Origin of the sequence: Telmatobacter sp. DSM 110680 (assembly GCF_039994875.1) — a bacterium.
Taxonomy (GTDB): Bacteria; Acidobacteriota; Terriglobia; order Terriglobales; family Acidobacteriaceae; genus Telmatobacter.
Map to the genome: position 1 here is coordinate 657192 of NZ_CP121196.1, position 16168 is coordinate 673359.

General features: G+C 57.3%; 18 protein-coding genes. 8 read left to right on the forward strand and 10 right to left on the reverse strand.

Going from position 1 to position 16168, the window contains the following annotated elements:
- Positions 1-80 precede the first annotated feature (80 nt).
- The 5 genes from P8935_RS02585 to P8935_RS02605 all read right to left on the reverse strand — a co-directional run bounded on the left by P8935_RS02585 (position 81) and on the right by P8935_RS02605 (position 4402).
- Positions 81-1682 (reverse strand): DUF4097 family beta strand repeat-containing protein, encoded by a 1602-nt coding sequence (locus P8935_RS02585; RefSeq protein ID WP_348263450.1) that lies wholly within the window; start codon positions 1680-1682, stop codon positions 81-83.
- On the reverse strand, positions 1679-2005 hold the full coding sequence (locus tag P8935_RS02590; protein ID WP_348263451.1) for a hypothetical protein: 327 nt from the start codon (positions 2003-2005) through the stop codon (positions 1679-1681). Before P8935_RS02590 ends, P8935_RS02585 begins: the two co-directional genes overlap by 4 nt.
- Positions 2002-2691: a DUF5668 domain-containing protein gene (locus tag P8935_RS02595; protein ID WP_348263452.1), complete on the reverse strand. Its 690-nt coding sequence runs from the start codon at positions 2689-2691 to the stop codon at positions 2002-2004. The genes P8935_RS02590 and P8935_RS02595 overlap by 4 nt, the downstream gene beginning before the upstream one ends.
- A gap of 110 nt (positions 2692-2801) precedes the next feature.
- Positions 2802-3671 carry a zf-HC2 domain-containing protein gene (locus P8935_RS02600; RefSeq protein ID WP_348263453.1) on the reverse strand — a complete coding sequence of 290 codons (870 nt, stop codon included), beginning with the start codon at positions 3669-3671 and terminating at the stop codon, positions 2802-2804.
- Positions 3671-4402, reverse strand: a complete 732-nt coding sequence (locus tag P8935_RS02605; RefSeq protein WP_348263454.1) for a sigma-70 family RNA polymerase sigma factor — start codon at positions 4400-4402, stop codon at positions 3671-3673. Before P8935_RS02605 ends, P8935_RS02600 begins: the two co-directional genes overlap by 1 nt.
- Before the next feature lie 162 nt (positions 4403-4564).
- Here P8935_RS02605 and P8935_RS02610 point away from each other — a divergent pair, with 162 nt between their 5' ends.
- Positions 4565-5515, forward strand: coding sequence for a class I SAM-dependent methyltransferase (locus P8935_RS02610; protein ID WP_348263455.1), 951 nt, complete (start codon positions 4565-4567; stop codon positions 5513-5515).
- Between the two features lie 27 nt (positions 5516-5542).
- Here P8935_RS02610 and P8935_RS02615 read toward each other — a convergent pair whose 3' ends face one another.
- A complete protein-coding gene (locus tag P8935_RS02615; protein WP_348263456.1) occupies positions 5543-6340 on the reverse strand; it encodes a hypothetical protein in 798 nt (265 codons plus the stop codon).
- Positions 6341-6532: 192 nt separating this feature from the next.
- On the reverse strand, positions 6533-7465 hold the full coding sequence (locus P8935_RS02620) for an AraC family transcriptional regulator (RefSeq protein ID WP_348263457.1): 933 nt from the start codon (positions 7463-7465) through the stop codon (positions 6533-6535).
- 191 nt (positions 7466-7656) lie between these two features.
- Between P8935_RS02620 and P8935_RS02625 the strand changes: the two genes are divergently transcribed.
- The 7 genes from P8935_RS02625 (at position 7657) to P8935_RS02655 (ending at position 12999) form a co-directional block, all read left to right on the forward strand.
- The gene (locus P8935_RS02625; protein WP_348263458.1) at positions 7657-8715 is read left to right on the forward strand and encodes an NAD(P)-dependent alcohol dehydrogenase; all 1059 of its coding nucleotides are present in this window, start codon (positions 7657-7659) and stop codon (positions 8713-8715) included.
- A 52-nt stretch (positions 8716-8767) separates the two neighbouring features.
- Positions 8768-9763, forward strand: coding sequence for an aldo/keto reductase (locus P8935_RS02630; RefSeq protein WP_348263459.1), 996 nt, complete (start codon positions 8768-8770; stop codon positions 9761-9763).
- 22 nt (positions 9764-9785) lie between these two features.
- Entirely contained in the window at positions 9786-10256 is a 471-nt protein-coding gene (locus tag P8935_RS02635; protein WP_348263460.1) for a lipocalin-like domain-containing protein, read from the forward strand.
- A 55-nt stretch (positions 10257-10311) separates the two neighbouring features.
- A complete protein-coding gene (locus tag P8935_RS02640) occupies positions 10312-11310 on the forward strand; it encodes an aldo/keto reductase (protein WP_348263461.1) in 999 nt (332 codons plus the stop codon).
- 16 nt (positions 11311-11326) lie between these two features.
- Positions 11327-12091 (forward strand): SDR family oxidoreductase, encoded by a 765-nt coding sequence (locus P8935_RS02645; RefSeq protein ID WP_348263462.1) that lies wholly within the window; start codon positions 11327-11329, stop codon positions 12089-12091.
- A gap of 63 nt (positions 12092-12154) precedes the next feature.
- Positions 12155-12550 (forward strand): DUF2255 family protein, encoded by a 396-nt coding sequence (locus P8935_RS02650; RefSeq protein WP_348263463.1) that lies wholly within the window; start codon positions 12155-12157, stop codon positions 12548-12550.
- 53 nt (positions 12551-12603) lie between these two features.
- Complete coding sequence (locus P8935_RS02655) at positions 12604-12999, forward strand: cupin domain-containing protein (RefSeq protein ID WP_348263464.1); 396 nt, start codon at positions 12604-12606, stop codon at positions 12997-12999.
- A gap of 65 nt (positions 13000-13064) precedes the next feature.
- Here the strand turns inward: P8935_RS02655 and glgC are convergent, their stop codons facing one another.
- From glgC to P8935_RS02670, 3 genes are all read right to left on the reverse strand, one after another.
- Positions 13065-14339 carry a glucose-1-phosphate adenylyltransferase gene (gene glgC / locus P8935_RS02660; RefSeq protein WP_348265304.1) on the reverse strand — a complete coding sequence of 425 codons (1275 nt, stop codon included), beginning with the start codon at positions 14337-14339 and terminating at the stop codon, positions 13065-13067.
- Positions 14340-14584: 245 nt separating this feature from the next.
- Positions 14585-15331, reverse strand: a complete 747-nt coding sequence (locus tag P8935_RS02665; RefSeq protein ID WP_348263465.1) for a hypothetical protein — start codon at positions 15329-15331, stop codon at positions 14585-14587.
- A gap of 93 nt (positions 15332-15424) precedes the next feature.
- Positions 15425-16033 (reverse strand): YdcF family protein, encoded by a 609-nt coding sequence (locus tag P8935_RS02670; protein WP_348263466.1) that lies wholly within the window; start codon positions 16031-16033, stop codon positions 15425-15427.
- Positions 16034-16168: the final 135 nt, after the last annotated feature.

Here is a 16168-nt window from a genome sequence, read left to right on the forward strand (position 1 = left end):
CACCCAGTTTTCTGTTTTGCTTCTTACCCCAACTCTCAGCCCAGTTTGTTACTCCCTGTTCCCTATTCCCCGTTCCTGCTTCATTGCGTTACCGGTGGCGCCGGCGGCGCTTTTGGAGCTTTCAAATGGGGCGCAGCCGGAGATGCAGGACCCGCGACCGTGGGCGGTAGCGGTGGAACATCATCCCCGCGCTTGATGTGAATGTCACCATTCTCCGCAGTGAGCGTTACCTTCGGCCCACCCGCACCAATCTTGCCGTTCACTGTCTTGCTTTCATCTCCGCTCACTGCCAGAGGAAAATCGCTGACGATGTCCCCGTTGCGCGTGCTTCCGCTTACAGAAGCCGCGGCATTGGGAGGCAGAGTCAATTCCACGTCGCCTTTTCGATTCTTCGCTTCAACTGCATAGTTCCCAGCCGTCTCAACTGCGATCCGGCCATCACGATCTTCAACGTAGCTATCCCCATACACCTGGCTCAGGTCCACGTCCTTCGAGTGGGTCGTTACGCGCACCTGGCCCTTCGCCTGGGTCACGCGCAAAGTATCGGAATTCAGTGTCAGATCCCCCGGAAGAGTAGCCACATCCATGTCCGTAATCGAGGTATGCACATGAATCTGTCCGGTGACATTCTCCATGTGTACATCGCCGAAAAGCTCACCGTTGATCGTCACCTTGCCGGTGATCTCCGACAGAGTGAGGTCGTTGCAGTTTCCCTCCGCCGTCAAATCGCCATCGATCTGATGTGCGGAGAAGTCTCCTTTATCCGATGAGAAATGCACCTGCACCGAGCCCTTGATAACGCTCAAGTGCACGTCTCCATGGTTGGAGTTGATATTCGCGCCCCCGTCAAGGTTCGCAGCCGTCACATCGCCGTGGCCGGAGTGCACCGTGATGTGCGCGCTCTTCGGAACCGTGATGGTCAGGTTCAGTCGACCGTTGTTATTGCTGTCTGACTTCACCAGCACGGCGCTCCCGCTCACTGTCACATGCGCCTGCTCCGCATCGAAGATCTTCTTCGCCTCATCTTCCGAACCGGCATACGCAACCTCGTGCGCCTGCACTTCGATGCTCGGAGAATCGCCGGCCGTGATGCTCACATCACCACGCGGGTTCTCGATATGCACTGCGGCATCCGATGGAATCTGCACCTTCAAAACTTGCTGTTCCAAATCGTGCTCAGGCAGGCCAAACATGTTGAAGAAGTTGTTCTCGTCGTGGTCACCCCAATCGCCTCTCCACGGACCCCACATACCCCGCGTCGTTCCCGATGCGAAGAATCCGATCACAGCGAGCAGAATCAAAATCCCCACAAACCCGGTTCCGCGGCGTACCGGAGCTTCGCGCCGCAAATCTAAAGCCCACTCCGCCAGCATCGCCAGTCCCGCGGCGATCAGCATGAGCGGCCACCATTTCCCGTACCATGTCCAGAAATTCTCCGGAGCAATGCGGCCTGCATAGATCAGCAGCCACACCACGCCGATCGCAACCAGAATCAATGGCCCAACAACAGAAGGAACCCGCGGCCCGTACGCACCTTGAAACTTCGCCTTGTATGCGTACTGCTGCGCTTTCCACGCATCCCGCTGTGCACGCCACGCCGCGCGTTGCTGCTCGCGGTATACACGCCACTGCGTACGCGGATCATAACCACCCGGAGGCATATTCGGAGGCACGCTGCTCATGACTGTCCTCCTTCGGGACCCTTCCCGTAGTCTTGCGTTGCCGGAACAATCGATGTGCCCGGCTGCGGTTGCGCAGCAGTTGCCGCGGCCGGGTTAACAGCCGCGCCATAAGGATAGGGAGAGCCCGGATACGGCGTCTCATCTCCCGCGGCGGCCAGTGCAGCTCGCTCAGCCAGCTTCAGCACTCCGATAAGAATCAGCAGCAGCGGAAAGAACAGACTCCAGAAATCAACCAGGCCGGCCTGATGCATCAGCAGAATCGTGCCAAGCAGCAGCAGAATCGCCGGACCCCTCAATCGGCGGATCAATATGTAGCGGTTCATTGCTGGCCCCCTTTCGTATCTTCAAAACGACGCACGATCAGCCAAACACCCAATGCGATGAATACCAACGGCCATAAGAACTTGAATACATGTTCCGCCAGCAATCCCAGCTGATTGAGCAGCAATATCAGTCCGAACCCGATCAGGATCAGCGCGCCAATCGGCTCCTTGCGCTTCCAGAACATCGGTGGCACCGGAGGCACAGGGGGGATTGCGGGGTCCACAAACCCTGGGGGGGGAGGGGGGGCATACGGCGCTTGATACTGCGCATACGGAACCTGCTGATACCCGCTCGCTCCCGGCGCCGCCGGTCCAGTCCCTGGTACTCCCGGATTCACGGGCACGCCCGGCCGATGGCTAGGCCCACCGAGGTTGAGCCAGTTGCCCACCTCGTTCAGACCCAGCGGATCCGGTATCGGCTGCCCATCGCGAATCGCCTTCGCCGTGTGGAACGCCTCAAACGACTGGTACAGAATCCACGCCGGGATAAACAATCCGAATAACCCGAAGTGGGTCGTGATGCTGATAATCACGACAAAAATCACGACGTGGATCAGCCCTTTGAAGTACTGTCCGTTATACATCGCGCCCACGCCGGGAATAATTCCGAGCACCGCGGCGACTGACGGATTCGGGCCGCCGACACTGGGCGCAACAAACGGTTGCTGCACGTTCTGCCAGGCCATCGAGCACGGCTCGCAAAGAATCTGTCCATTCCCCGCATGGCGAACGCAGGCCGCGCAAAGCGCTTTGCCGCAGTTCTGGCAATAGGCCGTCGCACTAACTCCTTGATGATTTACGCAGTCCATACTGTGCTCCCTTCCCGTATTGCCATGTCGTAACCGGGTTGCGTAGAGCCGCCGGAATGCGCGGACTGAGTCCCCAGACCACAGGTTTCATTCGCTGGGGTGAGTTGCCGGTCGTGAAGCGTAACGGATGTTTCCAGATAATCAGAGTCCCGGAGCGATGGAGCTCCGGATTGCTGTGGCGGATCGACGCGGGACCCGCCGTCTTTCCGGTTAGGGTTTTGTTTTGACTCCCCCGGCGCCGCCGGCTGAGTCTGCTGTTGCTGAGGCTTGGCGTTCTGGCGCAGTTCGCGCATGCGGGACTGCACTTCGTACACCAGCCGCAGGTGATCGTAATAGCGAATAATCGGCGTTGACGCCATGGTCAGCCGGCGTTCCATGAAAGAACGAACCGCCGTTGGCCGCAGATTCGAGAGCCTGAAATCGGTCAGCTTTACGCCCGTCATGTTCAGCGTCAAAGCGATTGAGAAGAACGCCATCGCCGCCGTCATTAGCAGCCGGGGCTCCGCAAAGCGGCGAATCCGCCCCATCATGCCCGGGCGCTGCCACGCTGGAATCGCCATCGGTACAACATTGCCCGCGGTCGCCAGCTTGTATTCAGAAGTGTGTCCCGGACCGGTCTGCGCCAGGATCTTATCCAGTAGACCCTCCGGGACCTCTGGTTCCGGGCTTAAGAACTCCAGCCATTCGCGCCCACGCCGGGCTTCCTCAAAGAGAGCGGTGCATGACGGGCAGACAGCCATGTGGGAGGAGAAAGTTGCCTCATCCTCCGGCCGCAACAGCCCGTCCAGTGCGTCGGCCAGGAGAGTTTCCCAAAGCCCGCAAGCTGGAGAGTTCGGAATGTTTCCGCGGTCTGCCATCACATCACCTCCCGCTTATTACGTTCCAGCAGGCGTGCAAGTTCCGCACGTCCTCTGCTGATGCGGGATTTAACCGTCCCTTCCGGTATGCCCAGCACCTGGGCGATCTCTTTGTAATCCATGTCTTGTAAGTCCCTTAATATGACTGCTTCGCGCAGCTCTACCGATACCTTTGCCAAGGCTCCCTGCACCATCTTGGCCAGTTCCTTCTGAGCCGCCTTTTCATGCGGTGAAGGTCCACTTGCCGTCAGCCTGTCAATCGGCCGCAATTCGTCGGTTTCTTCCCAACCCGCATCCAGCGAATCCGTAGCCCGCTGATTCCGGGTGCGGCGGAAGTTATCCACCAGCAGGTTGCGGGTCATCGTCGTGATCCACACCTGCAGGCTGCCCCTTGTGGTGTCAAAACTGGCTAAATTCGAATAGATCTTGAGGAAGACGTCCTGGGTAAGATCCTCAGCGTCCGCGGGATTGTTCGTAAACCGGTAGCAAAGCCCGTAGACACGGCGATGATGGGTACGAACCAGTTCGGCCCATGCCCCAGAATCCCCGTCCATACACTTGCGGACGACTTCAGACCAGTCGATCTCGAGCGGCCCGCTCGTCTGGCGAATGTCCGGTGTCATGGTTTTGGCTTCCTGACCGTGGCCCTGGATCGGCCTTCGAGGCGCCCCAGCATTCTGAGGTTCCAGCTTGCGCCGGATAGGCACCTTTGGCGCCACCAGCCCTGCCACGCTCCAGCTTAATGTACCCGCACAAGCCATGGAGGCCTATACGCATGATTTTGTTGTGCAGTTCCCCAGAGCGTAAATGCTCCTTCAGTCTTACCAAACCAGAACGACGCCTATGCTAGGAATGGAACCACGATCCGTTTAACTTGGACGGGCACCCCGAAAATGAAGACCCACTCCGCATCGAGCGACGCACATGTTGAATTCGGCCAGAAATGGCGAGAAGCTCTGAAGCTTCTGTCCATGCGCCGCGATGCCGCCTCTCGCCGAAACTTCATTGAGGGGATTCTGACCCAACTCGATGGCATGCGATCGACCTATGAGCGACTTACCGGACGGTCTTTCGCCGAAGCCAGAACGTTCGAAATCGGATACGGCGCCCAGCCCTTCCGCCTCATCGCCTTGATGAGCATGGGCATCCGGGTGCGGGGCATCGACCTCGACATGCCCATGCTCCGCTTCAGCCCGGGAAGTCTCCTGAAAATCGTCGCCAGAAACGGAATCGAGCGCGGCCTGAAGACCGGCGTACGCAGCCTCCTCTTTGACCGGCGCGACTATGCGGATCTGAAGTCCGCTTTACAAAAACGCGGCTACCCGATGCGCATCAACTCCGCCGACCTTCTCGTAGGTGACGCCGCCACCTCCGACTTCGGAACCGAATCTCTCGATCTCGTGTATTCGCAGGATGTCTTCGAACACATCCCCCGCGAGGGCATCGAGAAGATCATGGCTCGCCTCGCCACTCAAATCGTCCCGAACGGCGTGGCCCTGATTACACCCAATATCTTCACCGGCATCACCGGCGGCCACCTGCCTGAGTGGTACTGGGACTCAGAGGATAATGATTCACCTCGCCGTTCCGAGCCATGGGAACATCTCCGCAAAAATCGCTTCCAGGCCAACACCTGGCTCAACCGCCTCTCGCGCAGAGACTACCGCCAGCTCTTCAGCCGCCACTTCGACATCCTCGAAGAAAATGTCCAGGCCCCCAATCTGGGCCGACATCGCCTGACCCCCGAAATCAAAGCCGAGCTAGCCCAATGGGACGACGAGGAACTCCTCTCAAACACCGTCCAATTCGTCCTCCGGCCTAAACCGATCGCAGCTTCGAAGTGAAAGGGAAGTGAGGCCAGTTCGTGCCCTCTACCTTCCAGCCGCGCTCATCATTTGCAGTAGTTCAGCCGCAACTTCAGGCTTCGGCTCGCCGCAGGTCGGACAGGCCGCGCCGCCGGCCGGAATATTGAGCCAGTAGCCACTCACCACATCCGAGATTGCTTGCACACAGGCGAACAGTTCTTTGGCCGTTACGCTTCTTCCCGTTGGATTGGTACTGATGCCGGCCAGCAGAATAATGTTGGGATTTGCGCGGCGGGCCTGCTGCGCAGCTCTGCGCACGTAGGAAGCAAAATCGCGCGCATCCAGTTCCGCTCCCTGCGCCTGGATTTCGTACACATCGGCACACTTCGCCACGCTCCCTGCAATTTTCGCGCGTAGGAACCGATCAAAACGATCCGGCCCTCCGCCCACAAGATCCGCCGCCGGCGCAACGATCAGCAGGCGGTGCTGCGCATGCACAAGGTCTGCGATCTTGCAGGCGTATTCGCCAGGATTGCGCTGCTCCTCTTCTGGCGTGAACTGCCACTTCTCCGGGTCATACATTACAGCGCCCACACCCTCATCGCAACACCGGTCGATTTCGCTCGCGCTGCGAATCGAGATTGTTCCGATCGCATTCCACTGCACATAAGGCGGCGTCTTCAACTTCCCCACCATAAAAGTGCACGGACTTCCAAAATACCGCTGTTGCTGTTCAATCGGAATGACGGAAACGGAATGATGCAGCGACCCCGCGTTGACGATCCACCGCACGCCGGCGCTGCCATCCGCCTTCGCGCATGGTGGAGGCTCGACGTGTTGCGCCTGTGCTGTCGCAGTTCTCACTGCACAAAAAAGAACTGCGGCAGCCACGGCCGCTCGGGACAATCGACAAGATCGCTGAGAAACGCCGGTCCATTTCATTGCCATCAGTATGCACTGAATACATCGAACTCATGCATTCCGTTCGTACCGCGAATTCCAGAACCGCATTGCAAACTGCATAGAGAAACGTCGGCGGTTTTCGCGAACGACTTCTCAGCCTTGAGCGGTTTCAAGAACTCCGCGTCGCGACTTCACATCCCGCATCGGCGGCTGGCCGAAGAACCGGCTGTACTCCCGGTTAAACTGGCTGGCGCTTTCATACCCGACTTCAAAAGCCGCGCTCGCCGCATCCAGGCCCGCATTCAACATCCGTTCGCGCGCCACATGTAATCGAAGTTGCTTCTGATACTGCAAAGGGCTCATCGCCGTCAGAGACCGGAACTGATGATGCAGTGTCGAGACGCCCATGCGCGCCATGCTCGCCAGTTCCTCAACCCGCAGCGGCTTCGCATAGTTGGTCCTCAACCACTCCACCGCCTTGGCTGTCCGGTGGCTTTGCTCGCCCAGCGTAGCAATCGCGCGCAGGTGTTTTCCCTGCGGACTGCGCAGCAGCCGGTAAATGATCTCCCGCTGGATGAGGCTGCTGAGAATCGGAATGTCTTCCGGCGCATCCATCAGATTCACCAGCCGCGAACAGGCATCCAGAAGTTCCAGCGACGTGATGCCGACGGCCATGGCGCGCGCATCGGCCGATTCCTCGCGCAGATGAAACTCCTGTTGCGACAGAATCTCGCGCACCGCCGGCATTTCGAGTTTCAGAATCAGGCCGAGAAGCGGCTGCTTCTCACTCGCCAAAATCACCTGGCTCACGACGGGCAAGTCAACCGAAGTCAGAAGAAAATTCGAGCCGTCACATATATAGGTCGTCTTGCCGACGTTGATGCGCTTTTGTCCCTGCAGAAAAACAACCATGCTCGGCTCGTAAGCCGCTGATGCGCAGGCAGTGGTGACAGAGCGACGGTAGATACGCAAACCGGGTATCTCCGTATCCATGTCTCCTTCCGCGACGGCGCGATCGGCAATCTTGCGTGCCAGCGCTTTCCGCGCATCAATCACATCCTGATTAGCCCTCGCGTCCTCATGCATCGACCTCTTCACCGTCTTCACTCCCTGAAATTTAAGTTAATCCAAAATTTATGGAGGTATGCACAAAAATCCATGCATCGACAGAATCAGGCAAGAGATTGGCAGGATCGGGATACCTCCACAGAGCCTCGGTTTCGTACTCTGATTTCGGAGCAGAATGCTCGAATACACTCCGGATCTTGAGGTCCCCTATGTACAAAGCCAAAGCTTACGCCGTAGCCAGCGCAACATCGCCGTTTACCTCCACCTCCATCAGCCGTCGCGATCCAACTGACCACGACGTGCAGATCGAAATCCTCTTCTGCGGCATCTGCCATTCCGATCTTCACCAGGCCCGCAACGAATGGAGCGGGATGATGCCAACCGTTTACCCCTGCGTTCCTGGACACGAGATTGTCGGTCGCGTCACCAAGGTCGGTTCCGCAGTCAAGAAGTTCAAGCCGGGCGATCTCGCCGCAGTCGGCTGCCTCGTCGACTCTGACGGCACATGCCCCGAGTGCAAGGCGGGATTCGAGCAGTTCTGCCCCAACATGACCCTCACCTACAACTTCCCTGACAAGAACAGCGGAGGCGTCACCTACGGTGGATACTCCGACAGTATTGTCGTGACTGAACATTTTGTTCTGAAGGTTCCAACGAATCTTGATCTGGCCGGAACGGCTCCATTACTTTGTGCGGGAATCACGACTTACTCGCCCATGCGCCACTGGGGCGTCACCAAGGGCAAGAAGGTTGGCGTTGTCGGCCTTGGCGGACTGGGCCACATGGGCGTGAAATTTGCGCACGCCTTCGGAGCACATACCGTTGTCTTCACCACCTCGCCTGCAAAAAAAGACGACGCTCTGCGCCTCGGCGCCGATGAGGTTGTGATTTCAAAGAACGCCGACGAGATGGCAAAGCATGCCGGAAGCTTCGACTTCATCCTCGATGCGGTAGCCGCCGACCACGATATCAACGCGTACATCCAGATGCTTCGCCGCGACGGCAACATCACCATGGTGGGCGCGCCCGAAAAGCCGCTGCCCGTGTCCGTCTTCGGCCTTATCTTCGCGCGCCGCAGCTTCTCCGGCTCGCTCATCGGCGGCATCGCCGAGACTCAGGAGATGCTCGACTTCTGCGGCAAGCACAACATCACTTCCGATGTCGAAGTAATTCCAATTCAGAAACTCAACGAGGCTTATGAGCGGCTGGCCAAGTCGGATGTGAAATACCGCTTCTCCATCGACATGGCTTCGCTCAAGTCTGAGTAGCAATACGAGCAAATCAAGAACGAAGATCAGTTGGTGACCCCAGGAGAAACAGATGCAGAAGCGCACATTAGGAAAAGAGAAGCTCGAAGTGTCATCCCTCGGATTCGGTTGCATGGGAATGAGCTGGTCCTACGGGCCGCCGAAAGACAAGCAGGAGATGATTGCTCTGTTGCACGCGGCGGTTGATCGAGGAGTCACATTCTTCGACACCGCCGAAGTGTACGGACCGCTGGTTAACGAAGAACTAGTCGGAGAAGCACTCGCTCCATCTCGCGAAAAAGTGGTGATCGCCACCAAGTTTGGATGGGAGGCCAATCCGCAAGACGGTGGCAAATGGAACGCGCTGAATAGCCGTCCGGAACACATCAAGCAGGTTGCAGAAGCATCGCTCCAGCGACTTCGGGTCGACGCGATCGACCTCTTCTATCAACATCGTGTCGATCTGAATGTCCCTATCGAAGATGTTGCAGGAGCAGTCAAGGACCTGATTCAGGAAGGCAAGGTAAAGCACTTCGGCCTTTCTGAAGTTGGCGCGCAGACGATCCGTCGCGCCCATGCGGTACAGCCGGTTGCTGCATTGCAGAGCGAGTATTCGCTCTTCTGGCGCGAACCCGAAGAAACGGTGATGCCCACTCTGGAAGAATTGGGCATCGGCTTCGTCCCCTTCAGCCCTCTGGGCAAAGGCTTCCTCACCGGCAAGATCGATGCGGACACAAAATTCGACAGCACAGATTTCCGCAACAGCGTTCCAAGGTTCAGCGAGGAAAATCGCAGAGCCAACCAGGCATTGGTGGATGTAATCACTTCCTTCGCAAAGCAGAAAAATGCGACGCCTGCGCAAATCGCACTCGCATGGCTGCTCGCGAAGAAACCTTGGATCGTTCCCATCCCGGGCACAACAAAACTCGCGCGCCTCGAAGAAAACCTGGGAGCCGCGAACATTGAGCTGACCCCAGAGGATGTGCGCTCCCTCGAAGAAGCTTCCTCCAAGATCAAGCTCGAAGGAGCTCGTTACCCGAAATTCCATGAGCAGCTGGTGGGCCGATAAACAACTGCGCGGGAGATTGATTATGAAGACTCTGACTTATGGCGTCATCGTTCTGGTCGCAGTGTTCACCACCCTGGTGCAAGCTCAATCGGCAAAGGGCCAAGCCACTGACCGCGAAAGACTCATCGGCGCGTGGCATCTCGCGCACATCGATTCACCCGGGCCGGATGGTAAGTCCGCCAACATCGTTCAACCGCAGGGAATGCTGATCTACACACGCGATGGCCACATGTCCGTGCAGCTGATGTACCCGAAGTCGGCGAATGCTCAGAACAACGAGTATGTCCAGGATGGCTACGAGGCCTCGTTCGGCACCTACGATGTTGATGAGGCTGCGCATACGCTGATCCATCACGTCCAGGGTTCGATTACCCGCGATCAACTCGTCGGCAAAGATCTTCCACGTGTTTACCAGCTCACTGCAGACGGTCATCTGATCATCAAGTCCGCTCGACCTGAGGAACACTGGTCCGTCACTTGGGAGCACTACTGAATAGCCAATCAGGTAGGCACTGTCGCCTCACCTAATGAATCGAAGGACAAAACAAATGCAGATGCGCAAGCTAGGAAAGAGCAACCTTGAAGTCTCGGCCATCGGATTAGGCTGCATGCGTATGAGCGCTGGTCACGGTCCCGTTTCAGGCAGCAAGCAGGACATGATCGCAGTCATGCGCGGAGCCGTCGATCGCGGCATCAACTTCTTCGACACCGCCCAGGTGTATGGTCCCTTCGTGAACGAAGAGGTTGTCGGCGAGGCTCTCGCCCCCGTGCGCGACAAAGTCATCATTGCAACGAAATTTGGCTTCCGGTTTGATTCCGATAAAGATCCTCATCCAATGGGCCTGAGCAGCCGGCCAGAATACATCAAGCAGTCCGTCGAAGGCTCGCTCAAAAGACTTCGCACCGAGTCTATCGACCTTCTATATCAGCATCGCGTCGATCCCGATGTGCCGATCGAGGAAGTCGCAGGCGCGGTGAAGGACCTCATTCAACAAGGCAAAGTCAAACACTTCGGCTTGTCCGAAGCAGGTGCACAAACAATTCGCCGCGCCCACGCCGTCCACCCTGTCACTGCGCTTCAGAGCGAATATTCGCTATGGTGGAAGCGACCTGAAGAAGAAGTCTTACCGACCCTCGAGGAACTTGGTATCGGCTTCGTTCCGTTCAGTCCGCTCGGCCGTGGATTTCTTACGGGAACAATTACCGAAAACACCCAGTTCGACAAAGAAGATAATCGCGGAAGCTTCCCTCGCTTCACGCCCGAAGCGCGTAAAGCAAATCGCGCTCTCGTTGATCTCCTGCAGGATTTCGCCGCGAGAAAGCACGCTACTGCATCTCAATTAGCACTCGCATGGCTCCTGGCGCAGAAGCCGTGGATCGTTCCCATTCCCGGCACCACAAAGCTGGAGCGCGTAGAAGAGAACATCGGCGCGACTAACCTCGACCTTACCCCGGACGACCTTCGCGAACTCGACAGTGCCACGGCAAAGATTCCCGTACAAGGCGACCGATACCCCGAAGAAGTAGAGCGCATGACAAACCGCTGACAATAGGAAACTCATCGTGAATATTACTTTCGAAAACAAAGTTGCCCTCGTTACCGGCGCCGGCTCCGGACTGGGCCTCGCGACCGCCAAGGCGTTTGCAGAATCCGGTGCATCGGTAGTCCTCGCCGATTGGAACGAGAAAGCTGCGCGTTCTGCCGCAGATGAACTCGCAGCCAGTGGTCACAAGACCCTTGCCGTGGTCTGCGACGTCTCTGACGATGCCCAGGTTGAAGCGATGGTTCAACAGACCGTGGAAAAATTCGGCCGCCTCGACGCAGCCTACAACAATGCCGGCGTTCAAAACGTTCTCGCGGAAACTGCCGACACCACGCGGGAAGACTATGACAAGGTGATGGGCATCAACCTTCGCGGCGTCTGGAGTTGCATGAAGTTCGAGTTGCAACAGATGCGCAAACAAGGCAGCGGCGCCATCGTCAATTGCTCTTCCCTCGGCGGCCTTGTCGGGGGTGCTGAGCGAGGAATCTACCACGCAGCCAAACATGGCGTCATCGGATTCACAAAGAGCGCTGCACTGGAATACGCTGCTCGTGGCATTCGTGTCAACGCCATTTGCCCTGGACTCATCTGGACACCCATGGCCGACCAAATGGTTGCTGCAGGTCAGGGCGATGCCCTCGATGCCATGGTGAAGAGCGTGCCTATGGCCCGCTACGGCCGCCCCTCAGAAATCGCCGACGTAGTTCTGTGGCTTTGCAGTTCCGCATCAAGCTATATAACCGGTCAGTCCATTTCGGTGGATGGCGGATTCATCATGCGCTAACTTCAAGATCCAAGCTAGACACGTAAACATCGCACGAGACAAAGGCAGGGAGGTAAACCAGAATTGTCAACATGGCCAAAAGACGAGCTAAGCAAGATCGCCGAGTCCGATGACTTGCACATCGCGCCGTTTCGCGAAGATGGAATTACCTACGGAACACCAACGTGGATCTGGTCTGTAGTCGTCGACAACGCCCTCTACGTGCGTGGATACAACGGACCAAAGTCTCGCTGGTACAAGGCCGCGATACAACAAAAAGCAGGACGCATCATCGCTGCCGGCATGACTAAAGAAGTTTCGTTCGAGAAAGTAGAAGGAACAATCAACGATCGCATCGACGATGCCTACCGCACGAAATACAAGCAGAGTCCGTATCTCGCTCCGATGATCAGCGCGCAGGCACGCTCCGCCACCGTTCGAATCGCGCCGCGCGACGGCAAAAAACTCGAGCAACGATGACCATCTTTACGGCTTAACAGCTTCTAAAACAATGGATACACCGAGGAAAACTTATGGACATCAAAAGAGCAGGCTCTCAACCTTCAGGAAAAGGACCATCAGACTGGTTCACCGGCACGGTGCGTGTCGATCCGCTGTTTACTGCACCCGAGCCGGCACGCGTCGTTGGTGCTCACGTTACCTTTGAACCCGGAGCGCGCACGGCATGGCACACTCATCCGCTCGGTCAGACACTCATCGTCACTTCCGGCTGCGGACGAGTGCAGCACTGGGGCGGCCCGATCGAGGAGATTCGTCCAGGAGATGTCATCTGGTTCGCGCCCGGAGAAAAACACTGGCATGGTGCCGCACCAACAACGGCCATGACCCACATCGCGATCCAGGAAAAACTCGACGGCAAAACTGTGGAGTGGATGGAGAAGGTAAGCGACGAGCAATATCAAAAATAATTCTCTCGTAGACAAAAAGAAGCCGGCGTTCAAAGCGCCGGCTTCCTTAATTCAACGTATTCGAATCAATATCGATCACCAAACTCCGGCTCGACGGGGTTCTCAAACAGCGATGCGTCGCGGGTCACAATCGTCAAGCCCGAAGGCGTAACGAAATAACGTCGCTTATCTTCCACCGGATCGTAGCCGATAACCGTTCCCTCCGGAATGTGCACGTCGCGATCGATGATCGCGCGTCTGATGCGGCAATGCCTACCGATCTGCACATGCGAGAAAATGATGCTCGAGTCAACTTCTGAGTAGGAGTTGACGCGCACATCCTGCGACAGCACTGAATTTGAAACCGAAGCGCCCGAAATAATGACGCCGGCCGTGATCACCGAGTTCACCGCCATGCCCGTTCTACCCGGCTCTCCAAACACAAACTTCGCCGGCGGATATTGCCGGACACGCGTGCGCATCGGCCAGTTCTTGTCGTACAAGTTGAACACCGGCGACACCGAACACAAATCCATATTGGCTTCGTAATAAGAATCCAGCGTGCCCACGTCGCGCCAATAGAGCGCCGTCTGCTTGTTTTCATCGACGAAGCTGTAGGCCATCATCTTTTTCTTGCCCAGCATATTAGGCAGGATGTTGTGGCCAAAGTCGTGCTTCGAGTTGGGATCCTCGGCATCGGCAATCAGCGCCTTCAGCAGAACTTCCGTATTGAAGATGTAGATGCCCATCGAGGCTTCAACTTTGTCGGGATTGAAGGGCGATCTGAATGTGGTCGTCGTCGGTTTTTCAAGGAAGCCCTGCAACTCGCCATTCTTGCCCACGTCGACCACACCAAAGCGCGCGACCTCATCAGGAGAGATCGGGAGCGTCGCGAGGGTCACATCGGCGTGCGTTTCCCGGTGATATTCCAGCATGCGGCTGTAATCCATCTTGTAGATGTGGTCGCCGCTCAGGATGATCATGTGTTTAGGCTGTTCGCTGCCGATGGAATAAATATTCTGATACACGGCATCCGCCGTTCCCATGTACCAGTTGGTGCCGGTGCGCTGCATGGGCGGCAAAAGTTCAAAGAACTCGCCAAGTTCCTGCGCCACAATGCCGGTCCAGCCTTCGCGGATATGACGATTCAGCGAGAGAGCTTTGTACTGAGTAAGAATGAACACTCGACGCAGGCCGGAATTGATGCAGTTCGACAGTGTGATGTCGATGATCCGGTAATGGCCGCCGAAAGGAACAGCCGGTTTGGCGCGGTCGCGGGTAAGCGGAAAGAGCCTTTCTCCGGCTCCGCCCGCAAGCAAAACACCCAATGTGTCTTTCATGTCCGTATGAGCCTGCCTTATCGCGTTGTCTTTCCGGAGTGCTTCTCAGCGCGAAACCTATATGCCGTTATCCGGTACGGCGTGTTTCAGAGCAGGATTTTGAAAATCGGCCTCTGAACGGCGAAGGATACCACACGGAGATAACACGTGCAGCATCTCCCTGTTACAGGGCGTTGGCATCATCGAAAACGGGCCAAAGTAAGGCCATGTGCGGGCGGGGCTGCGCTGAAATTCCGGTGCTTTGAACGCCGGATGTGGAGACAATCCTATCGGCGCTTGGCCTTGAATCGATATTCAACCCCGACAGAGATCGCGAAGTTCACATCCGTCTGGGTGGCCTTGGTACCGTAGTTGATGCCGTAGCGGGTCATCACAGCATCGGGAGTAATCCTGAATACCCAGCGCTCTGACCGATTCAAATCCATGTGGCCGCCGATAATGGCGGCCGGCGCCATCTGGTCGTTATAAAAGCCAACAGTCGACGGAGGCTGGCCAAGCAGATCCTGCTCGAATTTCCCGTAGACGCCGCCAAACAACGCGTGCGCAATTAGCGCGCCATGCTTGTTGTGCGGTCCGAGCCATTCCGGCCCACCTACGAAAAAGTACTGCGCAACAAACGGACCATTGATGCTGTGCGTCGCGCCATTGCTGTCGATAAAAGAGTTCGGCGCCGCGCCGCTGGTACCCACATAGCCGCGGCCGCTGCCTTCGAGAGCCCAATGCCGGCTGAACCAGTACGAGGCAGAAAGATCCAGGCCGCCGAGGTTCGATCCCTGCAGAAGGTTGGGACCAGCCTTCATATGGTCGTACGCCATTCCCAGCGAAACGTCGAACTTGTTGTCGTATCTCACCCTGGCCAGCGGATCGATGGCGATATAGGTGCCGTTGCCGCTGGTTTGCGAACCGGTGGATTGCACCGACGGCTGCACCTGGCTGGAGGCGTGCGTAGCGGAGGCAAGCAGACCAAGGACAAGGACTGCCGAAAAGAATGAAAACCTTACTGGGAGACGCATCAACACAAAGCTTACAGGACCATACCTTCGCGGGACAATGAGTGGGACTGGGGGTTAGACGCAGTCAAGGGCCCCTAAGCTAGCGACTATTTGCTAAGGCTCGCACCGCTCAGCCCAGTTGGCATACAGCAGGTAGCGCATCGTCTTCAGGATTTCGGCGATTGAATTGGATTGCGTTTCGCCTGGCTGCATGGGCGGCGCGGCATGCATCCGCCAATCCAACGATGTGTGGCTAAAGATCAGTGCCGCACGCGCAAGATGGTAATCGCTTGAAACAATCTCCGCCGAATGCCATCCGTGCGTCTGCATGATCCGCGCCGAGTAGCAGGCATTCTGAATCGTGTCGGTTGCCTTCGTCTCCACAAAGATGGCCGAGGGAGGAATGCCCTGCGCAGCGGCAGAGCTGGCCATCACATCCGCCTCCACGTAATGGTTGTGCGCCGGGCCGCCCGTGAAAAGCAGGCGCGGAGCGATTCCGCGCTCGTACTCCCGTACCGCCTCCGTCACGCGCGCAAGCTGCTCCGGTGTCGGGTTGCCGTCGGCATCTGCTGGGGTGCCAAGCACCAGAATGGCGTCGAAGTGATCGCTGCTGGTGTTCGCAGTCGGGGCAACTCGACGCGCAATCACGGCCCAGCCAACCAGCATTACGGCAAGGACAAATCCAACCAGCATTGTCCGCACAAGCCAACGGCTGCCGCCCATCCGGATGGGCTTATAACGATGACGAGGCCGGCGGGTCGGAGCGCGCTGGCGTGTCTTGCGGGTTGGTGAGGCAATAGGCAGAACAAACTCCAGCCTCCACTTTACGGGGGAAAACTCTGCAGCGGAGGCACGGAG

Excerpts from the sequence above, each read along its gene's own strand:
- P8935_RS02640 (WP_348263461.1), top strand. The coding sequence starts at position 10,312 with ATGCAGATGCGCAAGCTAGGAAAGAGCAACCTTGAAGTCTCGGCCATC.
- P8935_RS02670 (WP_348263466.1), bottom strand. The coding sequence starts at position 16,033 with ATGGGCGGCAGCCGTTGGCTTGTGCGGACAATGCTGGTTGGATTTGTC.
- P8935_RS02610 (WP_348263455.1), top strand. The coding sequence starts at position 4,565 with ATGAAGACCCACTCCGCATCGAGCGACGCACATGTTGAATTCGGCCAG.
- P8935_RS02595 (WP_348263452.1), bottom strand. The coding sequence starts at position 2,691 with ATGGCCTGGCAGAACGTGCAGCAACCGTTTGTTGCGCCCAGTGTCGGC.
- P8935_RS02600 (WP_348263453.1), bottom strand. The coding sequence starts at position 3,671 with ATGGCAGACCGCGGAAACATTCCGAACTCTCCAGCTTGCGGGCTTTGG.
- P8935_RS02585 (WP_348263450.1), bottom strand. The coding sequence starts at position 1,682 with ATGAGCAGCGTGCCTCCGAATATGCCTCCGGGTGGTTATGATCCGCGT.
- P8935_RS02625 (WP_348263458.1), top strand. The coding sequence starts at position 7,657 with ATGTACAAAGCCAAAGCTTACGCCGTAGCCAGCGCAACATCGCCGTTT.
- P8935_RS02620 (WP_348263457.1), bottom strand. The coding sequence starts at position 7,465 with ATGCATGAGGACGCGAGGGCTAATCAGGATGTGATTGATGCGCGGAAA.
- P8935_RS02590 (WP_348263451.1), bottom strand. The coding sequence starts at position 2,005 with ATGAACCGCTACATATTGATCCGCCGATTGAGGGGTCCGGCGATTCTG.
- P8935_RS02635 (WP_348263460.1), top strand. The coding sequence starts at position 9,786 with ATGAAGACTCTGACTTATGGCGTCATCGTTCTGGTCGCAGTGTTCACC.
- P8935_RS02665 (WP_348263465.1), bottom strand. The coding sequence starts at position 15,331 with ATGCGTCTCCCAGTAAGGTTTTCATTCTTTTCGGCAGTCCTTGTCCTT.
- P8935_RS02655 (WP_348263464.1), top strand. The coding sequence starts at position 12,604 with ATGGACATCAAAAGAGCAGGCTCTCAACCTTCAGGAAAAGGACCATCA.
- P8935_RS02630 (WP_348263459.1), top strand. The coding sequence starts at position 8,768 with ATGCAGAAGCGCACATTAGGAAAAGAGAAGCTCGAAGTGTCATCCCTC.